Origin of the sequence: Pseudomonas sp. P42 (genome assembly GCF_017973755.1) — a bacterium.
GTDB lineage: Bacteria > Pseudomonadota > Gammaproteobacteria > Pseudomonadales > Pseudomonadaceae > Aquipseudomonas > Aquipseudomonas iridis.
This window is the reverse complement of sequence record NZ_JACOPU010000008.1, coordinates 248,188-268,949: the sequence shown is the minus strand read 5'-3', so window position 1 is coordinate 268,949 and position 20,762 is coordinate 248,188. Positions and strand designations below refer to the sequence as shown.

Sequence of the window (20,762 nt, the reverse complement as noted above, 5' to 3'; positions counted from 1 at the left end):
TCGGGTAATCGCACCGATTTCTTTTAAAAACCTTGCGAGTTATCCCTATGTCCCATCGTATTGTTATTGTCGGCGGCGGCGCCGGCGGTCTGGAGTTGGCTACCCGCCTGGGTAAGACTCTGGGCAAGCGCGGCACGGCCAGTGTGATGCTGGTCGACGCGAACCTGACGCACATCTGGAAACCGCTGTTGCACGAAGTGGCGGCTGGATCGCTGAACTCCTCCGAAGACGAACTCAACTATGTTGCCCAGGCAAAATGGAACCACTTCGAGTTCCAGCTGGGGCGCATGAGCGGGCTTGATCGTGCCGCGAAGAAAATCCAGCTGGCCGCCACCTACGACGAAAACGGCGTCGAACTGGTGCCCGCCCGCGAAGTGGCTTATGACTCGCTGGTGATCGCAGTCGGCAGTACCACCAACGATTTCGGCACTCAGGGCGCCGCGCAGCACTGCCTGTTCCTCGACACCCGCAAACAGGCCGAGCGTTTCCACCAGCAACTGCTCAACCACTATCTGCGTGCCCATGCCGGGCAAACCGATGTGGTCCAGCAGATCAGCGTGGCCATCGTCGGCGCCGGTGCTACTGGCGTCGAGCTGGCGGCAGAACTGCACAACGCGGCGCATGAACTGGCGGCGTACGGCCTCGACCGCATCAAACCGGAAAACATGCACATCACCCTCATCGAAGCCGGGCCACGGGTGCTGCCTGCCCTGCCGGAGCGCATCAGCGGGCCGGTGCACAAGACGCTGGAGAAACTCGGGGTCAACGTGATGACCAACGCGTCAGTCAGCGAAGTGACGGCCGACAGCCTGATTACCGCCGATGGCAACGAGATCAAGGCCAGCCTGAAGGTCTGGGCGGCGGGCATTCGCGCACCGGGTTTCCTCAAGGATCTCGATGGCCTGGAAAGCAACCGCATCAATCAACTGCAAGTGCTACCCACCCTGCAAACCACCCGCGACGAAAACATCTTCGCGTTCGGCGATTGCGCCGCATGCCCGCAACCTGGCTCCGACCGCAACGTGCCGCCGCGTGCGCAAGCCGCGCACCAACAGGCGTCACTGCTGGCCAAGTCGCTGAAACTGCGCATCGAAGGCAAAACCCTGCCGGAGTACAAATACACCGACTACGGCTCGCTGATTTCGCTGTCGCGCTTCTCGGCTGTGGGTAACCTGATGGGCAACCTGACCGGCAGCGTGATGCTCGAAGGCTGGCTGGCGCGGATGTTTTACGTGTCGCTGTATCGCATGCACCAGATGGCGCTGTACGGGCCTTTCCGCACGGCAATGCTGATGCTGGGCAGCAAGATCGGTCGCGGGACTGAGCCGCGTCTGAAGCTGCATTGATGCAATATCTGTAGGAGCTGCGGCACGCTGCGATCTTTTGATCTGGCTTTTAAAGATCAAGATCAAAAGACCGCAGCCTCGTTTCACTCGAATGCTCCTACAGGGTTTGAGGGTGATCTGCAGAGATGTGTCTGACTGTATCCCGCCCCGCTCTCCCCACCTTCGCTTACAAACGCCCCGCTCCACGACACAGACGCGATACACCGCCACCGCCTAATGGCCCCACCTGAGCACACCTGCTCCGGCTGATCGTCCTTAACGTGTGGTTGCGCTGTGCAACCGTAGGAGAATGCAATGTCCCATCACTCGACTCTCGGCAAAAAATCCATTGGCCTGTTCGGCGCTGCACTGGCGGGAGGTCTGATGCTATCCGGCTCGGTATTCGCCGCGCAGCCGCTGGCTCAGGGCTACATGGTCGCGTCAGCAGAAACCTCGGTAAAAACCCCGGAAGGCAAATGCGGTGAGGGCAAATGCGGCGACGCCTCGATGGCCAAGACTGACAGCGATGGCGACGGCAAAGTCTCGCGCGCCGAGTTCATCAAAGTCGCGCCGAAATCCGACTTCGACAAGATCGACACCAACCATGACGGCTTCATCGATGAGCAAGAGGCGTATGACAACGTGAAAGCCAACTTCGAAGCCAACGGCAAGAAAATGCCCAAGGGTCTGTTCGAACACCTGAAAGATCAAGACGGCGCCTGAGTCGGCTGTAGACAAAGCCGCGTCTTCCTTTGGAAAACGCGGCTTTTTTACGCCCCAAACAAGCACTGTTGCTGTGGGGCTTATAAATGCCGGACAAAAAAAATCCCCGTATCTTTCGATACGAGGATTTTTAATATGGTCGGGGTAAGGGGATTCGAACTCCTGACATCCTGCTCCCAAAGCAGGCGCGCTACCGGACTGCGCTATACCCCGGTAAAAAAAAGGCGACCTTTCGATCGCCTTCTTCGATCAGCGCTTTTGGCCTCTGATCTTAAGATTCGATCCCAGCGTTAACTGGTTTCAAAAATGGTGGGTCGTGTGGGATTCGAACCTACGACCAATTGGTTAAAAGCCAACTGCTCTACCAACTGAGCTAACGACCCAAAAATGGTCGGGGTAAGGGGATTCGAACTCCTGACATCCTGCTCCCAAAGCAGGCGCGCTACCGGACTGCGCTATACCCCGGTTTGAAATTGGCTCCGTGACCAGGACTCGAACCTGGGACCCAATGATTAACAGTCATTTGCTCTACCGACTGAGCTATCACGGAACTACATATTTCAATTTACAACGGTGAAACTTGAAGCTTTCAGACTCTGTTCGCATCGCTGCGTTCGTGTGTCTGAGGCGCGCTATTCTACAACCTAGAACACCTCTGTCAACCCCCTAAATCGCTTTCAAGTTAATGATTTGCAACTTATTTCAGATTTCCGCTCAGTGAGCTGAAACCCTTGTGGGTGACTGACTGCGGGGCGCACTTTACAAGCCTTTTCCTTTCAGTTCAACAGCCTGGCGAAAAAAAGGCCTCGCAATGCGAGGCCTTCCTTATTTTATTGACGCTGCGGATCAGTTGAAAACGATTTCGTCGTTCTCCACTGCACCTGTTGCTGTCGCGCCAGGCAGGAAATGCCCCGACAGGATCAGTTGCGCCAGCGGGTTTTCGATCCAGCGCTGGATCGCCCGCTTCAGAGGACGTGCGCCATAGACCGGGTCGTAGCCGACGGCAATCAGCTTGTCCATCGCCTCCGGACTCAGTTCCAGCTTCAGCTCGCGCTCGGCCAGACGGCTGCGCAGGCGGCCCAACTGGATCTCGGTGATACCCGCGATCTGATCCCGCGCCAAAGGCTCGAAGATCACCACCTCGTCGACCCGGTTGATGAACTCCGGACGGAAGTGGGAAGTCAGCGCGTCCATGACGGCCGCACGTTGTGCCTCATGATCACCGACCAGCTCCTGGATCTGCGACGAGCCGAGGTTAGAGGTCATGACAATCACGGTATTGCGGAAATCGACCGTACGGCCATGACTGTCGGTCAAACGGCCATCCTCAAGCACTTGCAGCAGAATGTTGAACACATCCGGATGCGCCTTCTCGACTTCGTCCAAGAGGATCACCGAGTAAGGCTTGCGCCGTACCGCTTCGGTCAGGTAACCGCCCTCTTCGTAACCGACGTATCCCGGTGGCGCACCGATCAGCCGTGCCACGGAATGTTTCTCCATGAACTCGGACATGTCGATCCGCACCATCGCCTCTTCAGTATCAAAGAGGAACTCGGCGAGAGCCTTGCACAGCTCGGTTTTACCGACACCGGTCGGGCCGAGAAACATGAACGAGCCGCTCGGACGATTCGGGTCGGACAACCCGGCGCGCGAACGACGCACTGCATTGGAGACCGCCACGACCGCCTCTTCCTGACCGATCACGCGCTTGTGCAACAGGCTTTCCATCTTCATCAGCTTGTCGCGCTCGCCTTCGAGCATTTTCGACACCGGGATGCCGGTCCACTTCGACACGACCTCCGCGATTTCTTCCTCAGTCACCTTGCTGCGCAGCAACTGGTTTTCGCTCTTGCCGTGCTGGTCGACCATTTGCAGGCTGCGCTCCAGATCCGGGATGACCCCGTACTGCAACTCCGCCATGCGGTTCAGATCGCCTTTGCGGCGCGCGGCTTCCAGTTCCTGACGGGACTGTTCGATCTTCTGCTGAATCTGTGCAGAGCCCTGCACCTCGGCTTTTTCCGAGTTCCAGATTTCTTCCAGGTCCGAGTACTCGCGCTCAAGACGGACGATTTCTTCCTGAAGTTTTTCCAGGCGCTTCATCGCCGCTTCATCGCTTTCTTTCTTCAGTGCCTGAGATTCAACTTTCAGCTGAATCAAACGGCGCTCCAGACGATCCAGCACTTCCGGCTTGGAATCGATCTCCATGCGGATGCGGCTGGCGGCCTCGTCGATCAGGTCGATGGCCTTGTCCGGCAACTGCCGATCAGTGATGTAACGGTGGCTGAGCTTGGCCGCCGCAATGATCGCGCCGTCGGTGATCGCGACTTTATGGTGAACCTCGTAACGCTCTTTGAGGCCACGCAGGATCGCGATGGTGTCTTCTTCGCTCGGCTCTTCCACCAAAACTTTCTGGAAGCGCCGTTCGAGGGCCGCATCCTTCTCTATATATTGGCGGTACTCGTTGAGCGTGGTTGCGCCAACGCAATGCAACTCGCCGCGAGCCAGCGCAGGCTTGAGCATGTTGCCCGCATCCATGGAGCCTTCGCCCTTACCGGCGCCGACCATGGTGTGCAGTTCGTCAATGAACAGAATGATCTGCCCTTCCTGCTTCGACAGCTCATTGAGCAGTGATTTCAGGCGCTCTTCGAACTCACCGCGATACTTGGCACCGGCAATCAGTGCGCCCATATCGAGGGACAGCAGACGCTTGCCCTTGAGGCCGTCCGGCACTTCGCCGTTGATGATGCGCTGGGCCAGACCTTCGGCAATCGCGGTTTTACCCACGCCAGGCTCACCGATCAACACCGGGTTGTTCTTGGTGCGACGCTGCAGAACCTGGATGGTGCGACGGATTTCGTCGTCACGGCCGATCACCGGATCAAGCTTGCCGTCTTCGGCGCGCTTGGTCAGGTCGACGGTGTATTTATCCAGCGCCTGACGCGACTCTTCGTGGTTGGCGTCGTTAACGGCTTCGCCACCGCGCAGGTTGTTGATCGCGTTTTCCAGAGCTTTCTTGCTCACGCCCTGGCCGAGCAACAGTTTGCCGAGCTTGCTGTTTTCGTCCATCGCAGCGAGCAACACCAGTTCGCTGGAAATGAACTGATCGCCCTTCTGCTGGGCCAGACGATCAGCCTGGTTGAGCAGGCGCGCCAGATCCTGCGACATATTCACGTCGCCAGTCGGGTTCTGGATTTTTGGTAATTGATCGAGCTCTTTGGTCAGCTCTTTTCGCAGACTGTTGACGTCAAAGCCTACTTGCATCAGCAGAGGTTTGATCGAACCACCCTGCTGTTCAAGCATGGCCTGCATCAAGTGCGCCGGCTCGATGGCCGGATGATCGTGGCCGACAGCCAACGACTGGGCGTCGGACAAGGCCAACTGTAATTTGCTGGTTAAACGGTCTATACGCATGGGTCACCTTCCTTTTGAGCAGGCCGGACCTAAGAAACCATCCTGAATAAAGAAACCTGCCAGATACCACTGTAGATGCGGTCGATTCTGGGAGATTCAAGCGTCGGAGAGTTGATGCAGATCAGAGAGTTTAGCGGGTGAGCCAAACAAGGGAGGCGAAACGACCGGTGCGCGCCGCACGGCGGTAAGAAAAGAAGCGCGGATCGGTCACGGTGCAGAAACCGCCACCATAAACAGCCGTGACACCCCGTTCAGCCAGACGCAGGCGCGCCAGCAAATAGATGTCAGCCATGAACTTGCCGGCATTGTCGCTCGGTACGAACGCTTCTGCTGCTTCAGGCAGTTGATTGATGAAGACTTCCCGTACTTCCGGACCGACTTCAAAGGCTTTGGGGCCAATGGCCGGACCGAGCCAGACCAGCACGTCTTCGGCCGGGACATCGATCGTGTCGAGCGTGGCTTCGAGTACGCCCGCCGCCAGACCTCGCCAACCGGCATGGGCTGCCGCAACACGAGTGCCCGCGCGATTGCAGAACAGAGCCGGCAAACAGTCCGCCGTCATCGCCGCGCAGGCGATACCGGGCGTTGCAGTCCAGCTGGCATCGGCAGTCGCAACAATGCCTGGATCAGCATGAACCACGGCAATCCCGTGAACTTGCTGCAACCAGGCAGGCTTTATAGAGAAGTGATCGGTCAGTCGCCGACGATTCTCGGCAACAGCCTCGGGACGATCATCAACATGATCACCCAGATTGAGGCTGTCGAACGGCGCCTCGCTGACACCGCCCTCGCGGGTGGTGACACAGGCCCTGACGCTGGCCGGCGCTGGCCAGTCCGGCGTCAGCCAGTTCATCCTATGAACGCCTCGCGATCCTGTTTGAGCAGGGTCAGCAGCCAGACGAAATCTTCCGGCAACGGCGATTCCCAGCTCATGCGCTGACCGGTCGTCGGATGATCCAGCTCAAGGAAACGCGCGTGCAGTGCCTGACGCGGGAACTGCTTGAGGGTTTCGACCATGTTCACGTTCGCGGCTGGCGGAATGCGGAAGCGACCGCCGTACGCCGGATCGCCGACCAACGGGAAGTTGATGTGCGCCATGTGCACGCGAATCTGGTGAGTACGACCGGTTTCCAGTTTTACCCGCACATGAGTGTGGGAACGGAAACGCTCCAGCACGCGATAGTGGCTGACGGCAGGCTTGCCGCCCTCCATCACCGCCATGCGCTGGCGCTGCTGGCCGTGACGACCGATCGGGGCGTTGATCTTGCCCCCGGCGGTGACCACGCCAATCACGATGCACTCGTAGATCCGGCTGACGCTGCGACTCTGCAATTGAGTAACAAGCTTTGTCTGCGCCTGAATGGTCTTGGCCACCACCATCAGACCGGTGGTGTCCTTGTCCAGACGATGCACGATACCGGCGCGCGGGACATTGATGATGTCCGGCACATGGTGCAGCAAGGCGTTGAGCAGCGTGCCATCAGCGTGACCGGCAGCCGGGTGCACCACCAGGCCCGCAGGCTTGTTGATCACCAGGATGTCGTCATCTTCGTAGACGATATCGAGTTCGATGTCCTGGGCGATCCACTCACCCTGAGCTTCCTGCTCGGCAGTCAGTTCAAGGATGGCACCGCCATGAACGATGTCGCGCGGGCGGATGACCGCCCCGTCCACAGTCAGGCGACCTTCTTTGATCCAGGCGGAAAGGCGCGAGCGTGAGTGCTCAGCGAAGAGTTGGGCAGCGACTTGATCGAGGCGTTGGCCGCCCAATTCGGACGGCACCTCTGCGCGAAGTTCAATTTTATCGGACATGCTCTGACTGTGCGTCGGCACAGCTTTTGGTTTCGGCTGCGCGCTTGTGGTTAAATACGGCGTCTTTTGCCCCGAGGCTTTTCAACGGGGCGCTCATCATAACAGGACGGCCCCGCCCAAGACAGCGGCCGTCATAGGGACGCAAGCCGCCATGCAAGTGAAACACCTGCTGCTGATCGCCATCCTCGCATTGACCGCTGCTTGCTCATCGAAGGAAGTCGTTGACGAAAACCTGAGTGAAGCCGAGCTGTATCAGCAGGCTCAGCAGGACCTGGACAACAATAGCTACACCAGCGCCACAGCCAAGCTGAAGGCCCTGGAGTCGCGTTATCCGTTCGGTCGCTATGCTGATCAGGCACAACTCGAACTGATCTACGCCAACTACAAGAACGCTGAGCCGGAGGCTGCAAAGTCTGCCGCCGAGCGTTTCATTCGTTTGCATCCGCAGCATCCGAACGTGGATTACGCGTATTACCTCAAGGGTCTGACTTCCTTTGACCAGGACGTCGGCCTGCTGGCGCGCTTCCTGCCGCTGGACATGACCAAGCGTGACCCGGGCGCTGCCCGCGACTCCTACAACGAGTTCGCGCAGCTGACCAGCCGCTACCCGAACAGCCGCTACGCGCCGGACGCCAAGCAGCGCATGATTTACCTGCGCAACCTGCTGGCCGCCTACGAAATCCACGTAGCCGACTATTACCTGACCCGTCAGGCTTACGTCGCCGCCGCCAACCGTGGCCGTTATGTAGTGGAAAACTTCCAGGAAACCCCATCGGTCGGCGACGGCCTGGCGGTGATGACCGAGGCTTACCAGCGTCTGCACCTGGACGAACTGGCCAACACCAGCCTGGAAACCCTGAAGCTCAACTACCCGGATCACCCGACCCTGCAAGACGGCCAGTTCGTGCCAAGGGTTGCAGAAGCCGACAACCGTTCGTTCCTGAGCAAGGCGACCCTCGGTCTGATCGAGTCGCGTCCGCCGCTGCCGCCGGGAGAGACCCGCGCCAACCAGGACGTGCAGAAGCAGTACCAGGACGCGAAAGACTCGATCCCGAACGAGCTCAAGCCTAAAGACGAGAACGGCGACGTGATCGAAGAGCCGGAGCCGGAATCTGCCGACACCGACCGCTCGTGGTTCAGCTACATGACTTTCGGCGTGTTCGACTGATCACACCGGATGCAAAGAAAAGGGAGATCTTCGGATCTCCCTTTTTCATTACCGCCTTTAATAGCGCTGTGCGCTTGTCAGGACCTTGGCTAAACTGCCGAATCATCCGTCGAAAAGCCGCTCATCATGCTTCGTTTATTGTTCTGGATTGCCCTGATATTTGCCGCGATTTGGTTGTGGCGCAAGTTCAAGGCCCCTGCTTCGTCCGCCCAGTCTCCTCGCGAGCAAGATGCTGCGCCGATGGTGCGCTGCGCCCATTGCGGCGTGCATCTGCCCCGCGACCGCGCGCTGAGCCTTCAACAACAGTGGTATTGCAGCCAGGCTCACCTCGAGCAAGGCCCAGGTTCCAGTGATCGCTGAGGCCTCCCACGCCGACAGCAAACAGGCTCAGCGTCTGCTGCGCCTTTATCATCTTTACCGTTTAAGTGTCGGCATCACCTTGGTGCTGCTGATCTCCAGCAACATGGACAACCGCCTGCTGACGTCGGCCAACGACGATCTGCTGCGCAACGGCAGCTGGCTGTACCTGGTGCTGAACATTTTGCTGGTGGTGTTCCTGGAGAACACCCGACGCCCCGCGCAATTGTTCAGCTTGGCGCTGGTCGACGTTGTGATGCTGTGCGGCTTGTTCTACGCGGCTGGCGGTGTGGCCAGCGCGCTCGGCAACTTGCTGATCGTTTCTGTGGCGATCAGCAATACCTTGCTGCGCCGCCGCATCGGTCTGCTGATCGCCGCCATCGGCGCCATCGGCATCGTCGGCTTAAGCTTTCTGCTGAGTTTCAGCCATCCCCTGAGCGCCAACGAATACCTGCAGGCCGGCACCCTTGGTGCATTGTGTTTTGCAGCGTCGTTGCTGGTGCAAGGGCTGGTCCGGCGTCTGGAGGTCAGCGAAACCCTGGCCGAGCAAACCGCCAGCAAAGTGGTCGGCCTGGAGGCTCTCAATGCGCTGATCCTGCAACGCATGCGCACCGGGATCCTGGTGCTCGACGAACAACGCCGGGTACAGCTGGCCAATCACAGCGCGCAGACCCTGCTCGCGCAATCGCACCTTCAGGGCCATTTGATCGACGATTATTCGACCGCGCTGGTCGAACGCCTGCAACTGTGGCTGAACAACCCGACACTGCGCCCACAAAGTCTGAAAATCCCCGGCAACGGTCTGGAACTGCAGCCTAGCTTCATCGCCCTCGAACAAAGCCCCAATCAACAAACCCTGGTGTTTCTCGAAGACCTCGCGCAGATCGCTCAACAAGCCCAGCAACTGAAACTTGCCGCGCTCGGGCGTTTGACGGCCGGCATTTCCCACGAGATTCGCAATCCGCTGGGCGCCATCAGTCATGCCGCGCAGTTGTTGGCGGAGTCCGAGGAACTCGATAGCGCGGATCGGCGTCTGACCCAGATTATTCAAGACCACTCCCAGCGCATGAACCGAGTTATCGAAAACGTCCTGCAACTGTCCCGCCGTCAACAGAGCGCTCCACAACGGCTGGACCTCAAGCCGTGGCTGGAAAACTTCGTCACTGAGAGCCGCATGCAGGCTACCGAGCGGCAGAAGATTCATCTGCGCATCAACTCGGGCGACTTCGCCACCTTGATGGATCCCAACCAGCTCACACAAATTCTCGACAATCTTTTACGCAACGGCTGGCGTCACAGCGCCATGCTGCATGATCAGGCCGAGGTCTGGCTGGCCCTGTTCATCGAACCCGAGAGCCAACTGGCGGTGCTCGAGGTTCAGGACAACGGCCCCGGCGTACCGCTTGATCAGCAAGCGCATCTGTTCGAACCGTTCTTCACCACCAGCAGCCAAGGCACCGGCCTTGGGCTTTATCTGTCCCGTGAGCTGTGCGAAAGCAACCAAGCGCGCCTAGACTTCAATCCACGCCAAGGCGGCGGCTGCTTTCGCATCACCTTTGCTCACGGACGGAAACAAAGTTGAACACGAGCCCACGGCAAAAAATCCTCATCGTCGACGACGAACCCGATATCCGCGAACTCCTGGAAATCACCCTGGGACGGATGAAACTCAACAGCTACAGCGCACGCAATCTGGGGGAGGCCCAGGCGCTGTTGCAGCGCGAGACCTTCGACCTGTGCCTGACAGACATGCGCCTGCCCGATGGCACGGGGCTGGAACTGGTGCAGCATATTCAGCAACGTTATCCACAACTGCCGGTGGCGATGATCACCGCATACGGCAGCCTGGAAACGGCAATCAATGCGTTGAAGGCGGGAGCTTTCGACTTTCTGACCAAACCGGTAGATCTCACCCGACTGCGGGAATTGGTCGCGACAGCACTGCGCATGCCCGCCGCTGGTGACGCAAGCACCTCAATTGATCGACGCTTGCTGGGTGATTCGCCGCCGATGCGCAGCCTGCGCAAACAAGTCGACAAACTCGCTCGCAGCCAGGCCCCGGTGTACATCAGCGGCGAATCCGGCAGCGGCAAAGAGCTGGTCGCACGACTGATCCACGAACAAGGGCCTCGCGCCGGCAAGCCGTTCGTGCCGGTGAACTGCGGGGCAATACCCTCGGAACTGATGGAAAGCGAGTTTTTCGGCCATCGCAAAGGCAGTTTTACCGGCGCGGTCGGGGACAAACCGGGCCTGTTCCAGGCAGCACAGGGCGGGACATTGTTTCTCGATGAAGTGGCGGACTTGCCACTGTCGATGCAGGTGAAGCTGCTGCGGGCGATTCAGGAAAAAGCCGTACGCAGTGTGGGCGGTCAGCAGGAAACCGTGGTCGATGTGCGCATTCTCTGCGCGACGCACAAGGACCTCGACGCAGAAGTCGCCGCCGAGCGCTTTCGTCAGGATCTTTATTACCGGCTAAACGTGATCGAATTGCGTGTGCCGCCCCTGCGCGAGCGACGGGATGACATTGAAGTGCTGGCGGCGCACATGCTTCAGCGCCTGGCCAAAGACACCGGCCAACCAGCGGCATGCCTGCATCTGCACGCTTTGGAGGCTCTGAAAAACTATCGGTTTCCGGGGAATGTGCGGGAACTGGAGAACGTGCTCGAACGGGCGCATACCTTGTGCGAGAACCGTACGATCGAGGCTGCAGATTTGCGCTTGAGCGAAGGCAACTGTGCAGCGGATGGCGCGATTGCCGATCTGACGCAGATCGACAATCTGGAGGATTATCTGGAGAACGTCGAACGGAAACTGATTTTGCAGGCGCTGGAGGAGACCCGCTGGAATCGGACTGCGGCGGCGCAGCGGTTGAGCCTTTCGTTCCGCTCGATGCGTTATCGCCTGAAGAAACTCGGTCTGGACTGATTCTTTACAAGATCGCAGCCTTCGGCAGCTCCTACAGGAAACGCAGTCCAATGTGGGAGCTGCCGAAGGCTGCGATCTTTTGACCCTGGCTTTAAATCCGCCCGGCCGGTGCATACGCCGCCGGATCAATAATCGGCGCTCGCCCCAGCATCACATCGGCAAACAACTGACACGACGCCGGCGCCAACACCAAACCGTTGCGGTAATGCCCGCAATTGAGCCACAAACCCTCAAACCCTGGCACTCGGCCAATGTAGGGAATCCCCTCCGGCGAACCCGGACGCAACCCTGCCCAATGCCCCACCACTTCGGCATCCGCCAGTGCCGGCAACAGCTCAACCGCCGAAGCCTTGAGGCTTTGCAGCGCCACATCGGTCGGGGTCTTGTCGAAGCCTTCATGTTCCAGCGTGCTGCCAATCAGTATGTGCCCGTCACGACGCGGAATCGCATAGCGCCCCTTGGCCAGCACCATGCTCGGCAGAAAGTCAGCCGCACACTTGTAGAGAATCATCTGGCCTTTGACTGGCTCGACGGGCAGCGTCAGATCCAGCGTCTTGAGCAGATCACCGCTCCACGCGCCAGCCGTCAGCACGACCTGATCCCCAGTGATCACGCCGCTGGAAGTCTGCACGCCAACAACCCGCTCGCCCTCGCGAACAAAACCGCTGACTTCGCACTGCTCGTGAATAGTCACGTTCGGCAGCGCCAGCAAGGCTGCTTTCAGGGATTTCACCAGGCGTGGATTTCTCACGTTGGCCACATCGGCCATGTAGATAGCCCGCGAGAATCCGGCACCGAGCACCGGCACGGCATCATGCGCTGCAGAGATATCCACAGCCCGTAACGGACGGTTTTCCCGCTCAGCCCACGCCAGCGCGTCGGCTTCGTCGTCCAGATCCAGCCAGTACAAACCCGTGGTGTGGACTTCAGGATCAACGCCGGTATCGGCAAACAAACGCTCGCCGAGCTGTGGATAAAAATCTTGCGACCAATGCGCCAGGGCGGTGACCGCCGGGCTATAGCGCCACGGATACAGCGGCGAAACGATACCGCCGCCCGCCCAGGACGATTCCCGGCCGACATTCGAGCGGTCCAGCAGCACCACGCTGCGCACTTCGGAGGCGAGATTGTAGGCCGTCAGCAGGCCAATCACCCCGCCACCGACAACCACCACTTGCTGTTGCCTGGTCATGTTTGATCCAACCGTAAAAAAGACAGTGGGCGCAAAAGGCGCCCGAAGATAAGCGCCTCAGCGGCCCCAGCAATCCTTGGTAGTCAGCCCGGTGGTCGCGTTGTTCATGCTTCTGACACCGGTATTGGTCAGGGTGAAATCCCCGCACTTGTCGGTGGCCATGGCCGTGCCCGTTTTACGCGCGGCAATCAGCAGGAAGGTCTGATCAGTGATCGTCGGCGTAAGGGTGTAGAAATCATTGCCCGCGCTCAAACCGGTGATACCGGTGTAGACATTGTTCTTGGTGTAGAAACGCTCGAGGCTCTGTGCCTGCTCCGAAAGCAGCGCCACCACTTCGGCGCGGCGGCCTTTCTTCACGTATTCGTTGTAGCTTGGAATGCTGATGGTGAGCACAATCCCGATGATCGCAATCACGATCATGATTTCGATCAGGGTGAAACCTCGGTTGGATCTGCGCATGCCTCGAACTCTCACTTACTATATTTGTCGCCACATGATACGACGACTGCCGCCGCCGCCCTTTTCAACAATGATGGTGATGGTGCCGCTGGTGTCGGTCATGCCTTTGCGTTTGCCGTCACTGGAGATGAAGTTCAGCGTCGGAATGCCGCCAGTGAATATCACGCCACTGGAGATCGTGTCATTGCTGTCGACCAGGTTGTCGGAATTGGTGTCGAGCACGGCATAGTTGAGCATCTTACCGCTGAACGCATCGAGTTCGACCAGTTTGCCGGTACCGAAACTCGCACAGGGATCGGTGGTATCGACGTTGGCCGTGGTGAAGACGATACGGCCCAGCACGATACTCGCTTGATTGATGACTCGCTCGCCGGTCAGCACGTTGTTATACACCAGCGGCAAGTACCAGCCCTTCTCCCCCGGATACGTCGTGTCGTTCTGCGTGGTGGTCAGGAATTGTCCGGAACTGCCAGAGAACGAGCCGGTAATCGCCTGCGGCTGCAAGTTGCTGACAGTGAGCTGCCCGGACCCGCCATCGGCATCCCACACTGAATAGAACGCCTGCAAATCCTTGTTGGTCTTGTCGGCGGTTTCGTTGAATTTACCGGTACCGACGAAGATCTGTTTACCGCCCGATGCGTTGTCCGCCAGTAAAGGTTGCGCCGTGATCGGCTGCGTCGCCCCGCCCGCCGTGGTGAACAGCGGCTTGCCGGAAAACGCCACGCCCCAGCTGTCGGGCGCAGTGGCGCTGAGGTCGAATTTCCACAACCGCCCTTTCAAGTCACCGCCATAGGCAGCCTGCACCACATTTTGCGAGTTGACCTTGAGCTTCACCGAGGACAAACCGTTACTGGTATCCGTACTGTCGACAACGATTTTTTTGATCAGCGAACCATCGCGTACATCCAGCACATACAGCGCTGCCAGCCCCGAATTGCTGCCATAACCATTGGAGATAAACGCCGCCCAGCGACCATCGGCCAAGCGTGCCACTTCCGGTCGCGCATAGGCATAACCCAGATCATTAAAAACGTTGCCGGTGTTGGCGATGGCCGGTGCGCTGACTTCCCACAACGCACGCATGACGTTGCCTGCGGAGGCATCGAACAGTTGCAATGCGTAGAAGGTTTTGCCACCCGCTCCGGTACCGCCAATGGCCAAGGTTTTCCAGGCGTTGCTGAATTGCGCGTCATACACGCCTACCTGGCCGTCGACCAGAAACTTGTGGCTGACGCCATTGATGTAGTTCGGGTCGGCGATCAAGCGCAACGACGGCAACACACTGGATGGCATGTATGCGTAACGCCGGGTGCCATTGGAAGAATTGATGACGTTGACGAAACCATCGTTGGCATTCACCACCAGGCTGGCGCTCATGTTCGCCGCTTTGGTCGTCAGATAAGTGCTGTAAGTGGTGTCGCCCGACAGGTCGGAGGCGGTTTTGTCCGCAGGCGAGGCTAGCACCAATGGCGAGTTGATGATGTCGCCGAGCAATACGCTGCGCACCTTGAGCCCGCTTTTGTTAGTGCCCTTGCTCCATTCCACCAGATCAATGCCGGTGATACCGGTGGGCAGGCCCTGACTGAGCGTCGTCTGCTGCGCGGCGGAAAAATTACCGTAGGCCAGCGTGACGGCGGCGTTACTGGAGGTGTTCCAGGATTGGTAAGTCGGCGCCGTGGCCCCGGGGACAATTGTGGTGTCGGTGTTCCAGAGTGCCGTCGAAGTATTAACGGTTCCGGCCGATGTGAAGCCGAATGCCTTGATCGTGCCGCGCCAGTCCTTGGGGTCATAGGTGGTTTGATAGAAACTGCTGTTACTGCTGAGGGTGGTTCCGCTAACGGCACCAGCACCGCCCGAACCGGCCTTGGAGGTGATGTCGCTCAGCGCCGATGACAACGCCGCATTGAGGCCAGTGCTGTCGGTTGCCTGATAGTACCGGCCCTGCCCGTAACTCGCTGCGTCCGAGAGCATGTCGTTGTCAGCGGCGAAGCCAACGGTGTAGGTGTTCATGTTCTGCCTGGGGAAATCCACTGCGTTCCAGCTCTTGCCTGCCGCGTCAGTGCCGGTGGAGCGCATGTCGATGTCGTAGGCAAATTTGGCGATGTCATCCAGATACAACGTGTCGCCCTCACCGTCGCCGTTGAGATTGTCGCCGTCATTGTTGACGCCGTCCCAGTTCGGCAAACGGTTTGTACCCAGCGGATCATTGGTCGGGAAGGTACGGTCGAAAGTCGGCAAGCCGTCAGTAATCACCACGCCGTAGTTTTTCTGGCAGCGGTACTGAATCGGGCTAGTGTAGGTACTCGGCGTACTGTTATAGAACGGTGCCATGCCGCGCATGTAGCGAGTGACTTCGTAATAGGTTTCCGCCAACGGCGTGTTGGCCACGGCGCTCAAGTTATTGATCGAGGAGATCAACACGTTGTAATTGGAGTCAGCCTGGGCTTGGGTCACGCTGCCGGCGACCGGAGACAGATCAGCAATGGAACGGGCAATGTAACCTCCATTGCCAGAGTTGCTGCTGGTCGCCGGGTTGAACGTCGACAGGCCCATGCGCAAAGTGCGGTTACTGCTGACCAGTGCCGTGGATACGTTGCGTGCGACATTGATTCGGTAATCGTTGGGGATCGCCCCGGTGGTGAAGTCGCGGGTGCCATTGTTGATGGCAAGACCGACTACGTATGAAATGTAATCCCCTGAGTAGCGGGTATTACCGCCACCCACCGGGTCTGGCAGTTTCAGGCAAAGCGGCGCAAGGCTGTTGTTGTAAAACGCATAGGCACCGCCAGAGCAACCTGAGGTCGGCAGACTCGACAAGAACACTGTATCGCCCGTAATCGTTGGCGCATTCAGGCCTGAGCACACCCCCAGGAACGCATTGCACTCCCGGGCGGGCGTGCGGTTGAGCGTCGGATCGAATCCCGCCGCATAGATGATGCTGTTCATGCTCCCCGAATCGTCGATCAGCAACATAACGTTCGGTGGCACCGCCGCCGCACTCAGCAATGGCGAGTCAGACGGCGTGAACGCATAAGCCGGCGCGGCCAGATAGAAAGTCAGCAGCATGCCGGTCAGCAGAGATACGCAGCGTTCAAAACTTCGCATAGATGCTCTCCACAACGCTACGCGAAGTACCGGCAATACCGACAGCGGTCACCCGATAAAGCGTCGCCGAGGTGTTACTCGGCACATTCACGGCGGTCAGCGTCGTACCGATGTTCTGCACGCCATAGAAACCGTTGCCTGCGGCAATCCAGAGTACCCCCGAGGTAGAATTGAGCCCCGCCGTACTCACCACCGACGACTCGGCCGGCGGCGCACATTGCGTGGTGCCGCTGCACACTGCCAACGCAAAACTGTCCAGTTGCACCGCGCTCTCGCCCACACGCAACGCCGCTTCGGCGGTCTGAAATGATTGATTGCGCAGGCCTACGCTCCCGGCCATTTTTTCCTGCAGGTTGGCACTCTGCATCGATGACAGGCCGATCATCGTCATCAGCAACAGAAACACCAGACTGACCAGCAGCACCATGCCCCTCTGCGCCTGACGCTGATGGAGAGAAATCCTCATCGCCCTGACCCTCACTGCAAGCGGTTGCGCAAAGCGGCAACCACGTTGAAGGTTTGATTGCGCACCCGGTTGTTGGGGTCGGCCAAGGTCAGGCTCAGGCGCACGCTGCGAATACGTGCCGGATCGCCCGGATTGGTGCTGTAGGTCGAGGCTGCGACATCCGTCGCGGAACTCGCCAGACCGAATGTCACGTTGAAAGCACTGACGTTATTCACCAGCACCTGTTGCGCCGGATTGCCGCTGCCAGTACCCATCAATATCTGGTTATTGCTGAAGCTGTAGATCAAACGTCTGACAGGAAAAGAAATTTGCCCGGTCGCCGGGCTTCGTAACCCGGTATAGGCCGTCGCGCTGTTGCGGCAATCGGACAGCACCGTCCAGGTGGGGGTGCCGCCGCCACCGCCAATATCCGCCGTGACCAGCGTCAACTTGAGATTGGCGTTATCCCAATTGATCGGCGTGATCTGCGCCGCATTGAAGTCCCCGGCATTGCTTGAATCGGTGATGGTGCCAAGGCAGCCGAACATTCCGACCATGCGGATTTCCTGAATCATTTTGCTCAACACGAAGCGCGCGTCTTCCTGCATGGCAGCAGCGCTGTTCTGGCTGACATAGGTGTTTTTTGCGGCGATGAAAATCTGCACCACGCCCAACACCACGATCAGCCCCAGCCCCAAAGCGACCAGTAATTCGATAAGACCGAAACCGCGATTTTGGCGCTTCATGGCGTGACCACCGGATCAACGGCGGCGCGACTGCTCAGGACGAAACTGCGTTGAGCGTTGGCCGTGTTGGCGGCCCGGGCGTCACTCCAGGTGATGGTGATGGTGTAAACCCGCTGGTTGAGGGTGATGCTGCCCGTCGCGGTCGGCCCGCCGAAGTTGACGATACTGGTGGTGAAATCGTAGAGATCCTGATCCCGGGCGTTGCCAGGGTTGGCCGAGGTCGGTGGCGTAACGGTGTAATTCGCACCGGAGTTGGCACGAATGCGGTCCATCATGTCGTAGGCGATGAAGCTGGCCTGGCTGGTCATGCGTGAACTGTCGGTGTATTTCAGTGCATTGATTTGCACCGCCGCCGCCCCTAGCAGCCCGACCGTCAGAATCAGCAACGCGACCAGCACTTCGATCAGCGTCATGCCCTGCTGTACGCCTTTGCTCCCTGCCCTCATCCGCAACTTCCACCCAGTTGAATTCGTCCGTTCAAACACACGTTAAGCGTCCTGCTCTGCGTTCCCAGCGTGTAACTGATGACCACTGCCGTTGAGGGTGCGGCCAGACCGCCGAGGTTGTTGAAATCCAGCGCGGTCACTCCTGAGGTTAGCGTCAGAGTTGCGCCGCTGCTCATCGCCGGAACAACCCGCAACACATTGGCCGCAGTGCCAGTACTGTCGTAGACAGCCAACTCACCGGTCCAGACGCCGCCCCCGGCGGTCGGACGCAGACGCAGCGTCGCGCCGCGGTCAATCGCTTCAAGCCTGGCGAAATTGATCGCCCGCTGCAGATCGCCCATTTCGGTATCGGCCTTGCTGCTTTGTATCGATCGGGTGAAAGCGGGCACCGCCAGTGTGACCAGGACCAAAAAAATCGCGATGGCGACCAGCAACTCGATCAGCGTGAAACCTTTTGTACGATGATCCATCGATGCCCTCCGTTGCCGTCGGCTATACCTGCTTCTACACGCTAGAACATTCAATCGATACATGTCGGTTGATTTACTCGCAGCGGCGCAGGGAACGCGTCGCTGATCACACTCCAAGGAGGGCGTTTTCATGTCGCAACAAGGCTACAGCCTGATCGAACTGCTTATGGGACTGGCGATTGGCGCAATTGTTCTGCTGCTGGTCAGTCCGGCGTTTGCCACGCTCACCGAATCGAACCAGCGCGACCAGGCAGCGCAGTCATTGATCGAGGGTATTCGTAACGCCCGCACAACAGCCATCACGCGCAATCAGACCACGGTGATTCATGGCATCAACGGCGATTGGAGTCAGGGTTGGCGGATCATTCTGGATATCAGCGGCAAGGGCGCGGAGGACAGCAACAACCCGCTGCTGATGGAGCATGCGAGCGATGCGAAGGTGCCGATTATCGGCAATTGGCTGGTGAATCGTTATGTGCGGTTCAGCAATCTGGGGCAACCGCTGATGCCCGGGCGCAAATTTCAGGCCGGGACGTTACATATCTGCTCGACTCGCGAGGCGGTCAGCCAGCGCCAGATAGTGCTGGCAGCGACCGGTCGCGTGCGCCTGAGCAGCGAAAAGACTGAACAGGCGCTGTGTCAAAAAGCCAAAAGCGTCAGATCGAGCGGACGCGCAGCTCTTTAGGCATGGAGAAGGTGATGTTTTCTTCGCGCCCGGCCAGCTCATCGGCGCCGGTAGCGCCCCAGGCGTGCAACTGCTGAATCACGCCGCGCACCAGCACTTCCGGCGCCGAAGCACCGGCCGTGATGCCGATACGTTCGACGCCATCGAACCAGCTCTTTTGCAGGTCTTCGGCGCCGTCGATCAGGTAGGCCGGGGTGGCCATACGCTCTGCCAGTTCACGCAAGCGGTTGGAGTTGGAGCTGTTCGGGCTGCCGACTACCAGCACCACGTCACACTCGTCAGCCAGTTGTTTGACGGCGTCCTGACGGTTTTGTGTGGCGTAGCAGATGTCGTCCTTGCGCGGCCCACCGATGGCCGGGAAGCGCGTACGCAGCGCATCAATGACACGACTGGTATCGTCCATCGACAAGGTTGTCTGGGTGACAAAGGCCAGTTTCTCCGGGTTGCGCACTTGCAATTCGGCGACGTCTTTTTCGTCTTCGACGAGGTAGATCGCGCCGCCATTGCTGGCGTCGTACTGACCCATGGTGCCTTCGACTTCCGGGTGACCGGCGTGGCCGATCAGGATGCATTCACGACCGTCGCGGCTGTATTTCGCGACTTCGATGTGCACCTTGGTGACCAGCGGGCAGGTAGCGTCGAACACTTTCAGGCCACGACCAGCGGCCTCGGTACGCACGGCTTGCGATACGCCATGAGCACTGAAGATCACGATGACGTCGTCCGGCACCTGATCCAGTTCTTCAACGAAGATCGCACCACGGCTGCGCAGGTCTTCGACGACGAACTTGTTGTGCACCACTTCATGACGCACGTAGATCGGTGGCCCGAAGACTTCCAGGGCGCGGTTGACGATTTCGATCGCCCGGTCCACACCGGCGCAGAAGCCACGGGGATTGGCGAGTTTGATTTGCATGCTATGCCTCGTGTCTTGCGCGCGAAAACAATGAATTACCAACTGGGTGGGAGCGAGCCTGCTCGCGAAAGCTGACTGACATTCGACATCGATGTCGCCTGACACACCGCTTTCGCGAGCAGGCTCGCTCCCACATTTTTACAGCGCTTTGACGGAAATGATTTCCACGTCGAAGGTCAACGTCTTGCCCGCCAGCGGGTGGTTGAAGTCGATGGTCACTTGCGCGTCATCGAACTCTTTCACCACGCCCGGCAGCTCAGTATTGGCCGCATCGTTGAAGATCACCAGCAAACCGGGAGACAGTTCCATATCGGCAAACTGCGAGCGCGGGATGATCTGCACGTTCTGCGGGTTCGGTTGACCGAAAGCGTTTTCCGGCTCGACGGTCAGGGTGCGCTTGTCACCCGCCTTGAAGCCGAACAGCGCCGCTTCAAAACCCGGCAGCAAGTTGCCGTCGCCGACCTTGAAGGTCGCCGGAGCCTTGTCGAACGTGCTGTCGACGGTGTCGCCGTTCTCCAGGCGCAATGCAAAGTGCAAAGTGACTTCCGTGTTCTGGCCAATGCGTTGCTCAGCCAAT

At 58.9% G+C, this 20,762-nt stretch carries 19 protein-coding genes and 4 tRNA genes; 7 read left to right on the top strand and 16 right to left on the bottom strand.

Annotation, left to right across the window (positions count from 1 at the left end; all coding sequences use genetic code 11):
- The first annotated feature begins 47 nt into the window (after positions 1-47).
- Both H8B20_RS25375 and H8B20_RS25370 read left to right on the top strand, forming a co-directional pair.
- Positions 48-1,346, top strand: coding sequence for an NAD(P)/FAD-dependent oxidoreductase (locus H8B20_RS25375; protein ID WP_042561124.1), 1,299 nt, complete (start codon positions 48-50; stop codon positions 1,344-1,346).
- Between the two features lie 294 nt (positions 1,347-1,640).
- Positions 1,641-2,048, top strand: coding sequence for an HvfA family oxazolone/thioamide-modified RiPP metallophore (locus H8B20_RS25370; protein WP_042561125.1), 408 nt, complete (start codon positions 1,641-1,643; stop codon positions 2,046-2,048).
- A gap of 136 nt (positions 2,049-2,184) precedes the next feature.
- On the opposite strand, the gene H8B20_RS25365 is transcribed toward H8B20_RS25370, so the two are convergent.
- The 7 genes from H8B20_RS25365 to rluD form a co-directional block, all read right to left on the bottom strand.
- A tRNA-Pro gene (locus tag H8B20_RS25365) sits at positions 2,185-2,261 on the bottom strand.
- Positions 2,262-2,355: 94 nt separating this feature from the next.
- Positions 2,356-2,431, bottom strand: a tRNA-Lys gene (locus tag H8B20_RS25360).
- Positions 2,432-2,436: 5 nt separating this feature from the next.
- Positions 2,437-2,513, bottom strand: a tRNA-Pro gene (locus H8B20_RS25355).
- 9 nt (positions 2,514-2,522) lie between these two features.
- Positions 2,523-2,598: transfer RNA gene (locus H8B20_RS25350), tRNA-Asn, on the bottom strand.
- 296 nt (positions 2,599-2,894) lie between these two features.
- A complete protein-coding gene (gene clpB / locus H8B20_RS25345; RefSeq protein WP_042561126.1) occupies positions 2,895-5,459 on the bottom strand; it encodes an ATP-dependent chaperone ClpB in 2,565 nt (854 codons plus the stop codon).
- Positions 5,460-5,589: 130 nt separating this feature from the next.
- Complete coding sequence (gene pgeF / locus H8B20_RS25340) at positions 5,590-6,312, bottom strand: peptidoglycan editing factor PgeF (protein ID WP_210624930.1); 723 nt, start codon at positions 6,310-6,312, stop codon at positions 5,590-5,592.
- Positions 6,309-7,271 (bottom strand): 23S rRNA pseudouridine(1911/1915/1917) synthase RluD, encoded by a 963-nt coding sequence (rluD, locus tag H8B20_RS25335; protein ID WP_042561128.1) that lies wholly within the window; start codon positions 7,269-7,271, stop codon positions 6,309-6,311. Before rluD ends, pgeF begins: the two co-directional genes overlap by 4 nt.
- Before the next feature lie 151 nt (positions 7,272-7,422).
- Here rluD and H8B20_RS25330 point away from each other — a divergent pair, with 151 nt between their 5' ends.
- From H8B20_RS25330 to H8B20_RS25315, 4 genes are all read left to right on the top strand, one after another.
- A complete protein-coding gene (locus H8B20_RS25330; protein WP_042561129.1) occupies positions 7,423-8,439 on the top strand; it encodes an outer membrane protein assembly factor BamD in 1,017 nt (338 codons plus the stop codon).
- Between the two features lie 126 nt (positions 8,440-8,565).
- Positions 8,566-8,799 carry a PP0621 family protein gene (locus H8B20_RS25325; protein ID WP_042561130.1) on the top strand — a complete coding sequence of 78 codons (234 nt, stop codon included), beginning with the start codon at positions 8,566-8,568 and terminating at the stop codon, positions 8,797-8,799.
- On the top strand, positions 8,789-10,378 hold the full coding sequence (locus H8B20_RS25320) for a sensor histidine kinase (protein ID WP_210624929.1): 1,590 nt from the start codon (positions 8,789-8,791) through the stop codon (positions 10,376-10,378). The genes H8B20_RS25325 and H8B20_RS25320 overlap by 11 nt, the downstream gene beginning before the upstream one ends.
- Positions 10,375-11,721, top strand: coding sequence for a sigma-54-dependent transcriptional regulator (locus tag H8B20_RS25315; RefSeq protein ID WP_210624928.1), 1,347 nt, complete (start codon positions 10,375-10,377; stop codon positions 11,719-11,721). Before H8B20_RS25320 ends, H8B20_RS25315 begins: the two co-directional genes overlap by 4 nt.
- Positions 11,722-11,812: 91 nt before the next feature.
- Here H8B20_RS25315 and thiO read toward each other — a convergent pair whose 3' ends face one another.
- The 7 genes from thiO to H8B20_RS25280 are packed head-to-tail and all read right to left on the bottom strand — an operon-like array spanning position 11,813 to position 18,584.
- Positions 11,813-12,913 carry a glycine oxidase ThiO gene (gene thiO / locus H8B20_RS25310; protein WP_210624927.1) on the bottom strand — a complete coding sequence of 367 codons (1,101 nt, stop codon included), beginning with the start codon at positions 12,911-12,913 and terminating at the stop codon, positions 11,813-11,815.
- Between the two features lie 57 nt (positions 12,914-12,970).
- Complete coding sequence (locus tag H8B20_RS25305; protein ID WP_210624926.1) at positions 12,971-13,372, bottom strand: type IV pilin protein; 402 nt, start codon at positions 13,370-13,372, stop codon at positions 12,971-12,973.
- Between the two features lie 18 nt (positions 13,373-13,390).
- Entirely contained in the window at positions 13,391-16,477 is a 3,087-nt protein-coding gene (locus H8B20_RS25300; protein ID WP_210624925.1) for a pilus assembly protein, read from the bottom strand.
- Positions 16,464-16,943, bottom strand: coding sequence for a pilus assembly PilX family protein (locus H8B20_RS25295; RefSeq protein WP_042561136.1), 480 nt, complete (start codon positions 16,941-16,943; stop codon positions 16,464-16,466). Before H8B20_RS25295 ends, H8B20_RS25300 begins: the two co-directional genes overlap by 14 nt.
- An 11-nt stretch (positions 16,944-16,954) precedes the next feature.
- Entirely contained in the window at positions 16,955-17,668 is a 714-nt protein-coding gene (locus tag H8B20_RS25290) for a PilW family protein (protein WP_210624924.1), read from the bottom strand.
- Positions 17,665-18,114, bottom strand: coding sequence for a type IV pilus modification protein PilV (pilV, locus tag H8B20_RS25285; RefSeq protein ID WP_115146547.1), 450 nt, complete (start codon positions 18,112-18,114; stop codon positions 17,665-17,667). The genes H8B20_RS25290 and pilV overlap by 4 nt, the downstream gene beginning before the upstream one ends.
- Complete coding sequence (locus tag H8B20_RS25280) at positions 18,111-18,584, bottom strand: GspH/FimT family pseudopilin (protein WP_210624923.1); 474 nt, start codon at positions 18,582-18,584, stop codon at positions 18,111-18,113. The genes pilV and H8B20_RS25280 overlap by 4 nt, the downstream gene beginning before the upstream one ends.
- A 130-nt stretch (positions 18,585-18,714) precedes the next feature.
- Here H8B20_RS25280 and H8B20_RS25275 point away from each other — a divergent pair, with 130 nt between their 5' ends.
- Positions 18,715-19,269, top strand: coding sequence for a GspH/FimT family pseudopilin (locus tag H8B20_RS25275; RefSeq protein WP_210624922.1), 555 nt, complete (start codon positions 18,715-18,717; stop codon positions 19,267-19,269).
- On the opposite strand, the gene ispH is transcribed toward H8B20_RS25275, so the two are convergent.
- Together ispH and fkpB are read right to left on the bottom strand one after the other, a co-directional pair.
- On the bottom strand, positions 19,241-20,185 hold the full coding sequence (gene ispH / locus H8B20_RS25270; protein WP_210624921.1) for a 4-hydroxy-3-methylbut-2-enyl diphosphate reductase: 945 nt from the start codon (positions 20,183-20,185) through the stop codon (positions 19,241-19,243). The two genes, H8B20_RS25275 and ispH, sit on opposite strands and share 29 nt — an antisense overlap.
- A gap of 138 nt (positions 20,186-20,323) precedes the next feature.
- A complete protein-coding gene (gene fkpB, locus H8B20_RS25265) occupies positions 20,324-20,761 on the bottom strand; it encodes an FKBP-type peptidyl-prolyl cis-trans isomerase (RefSeq protein WP_181818467.1) in 438 nt (145 codons plus the stop codon).
- Position 20,762: the final 1 nt, after the last annotated feature.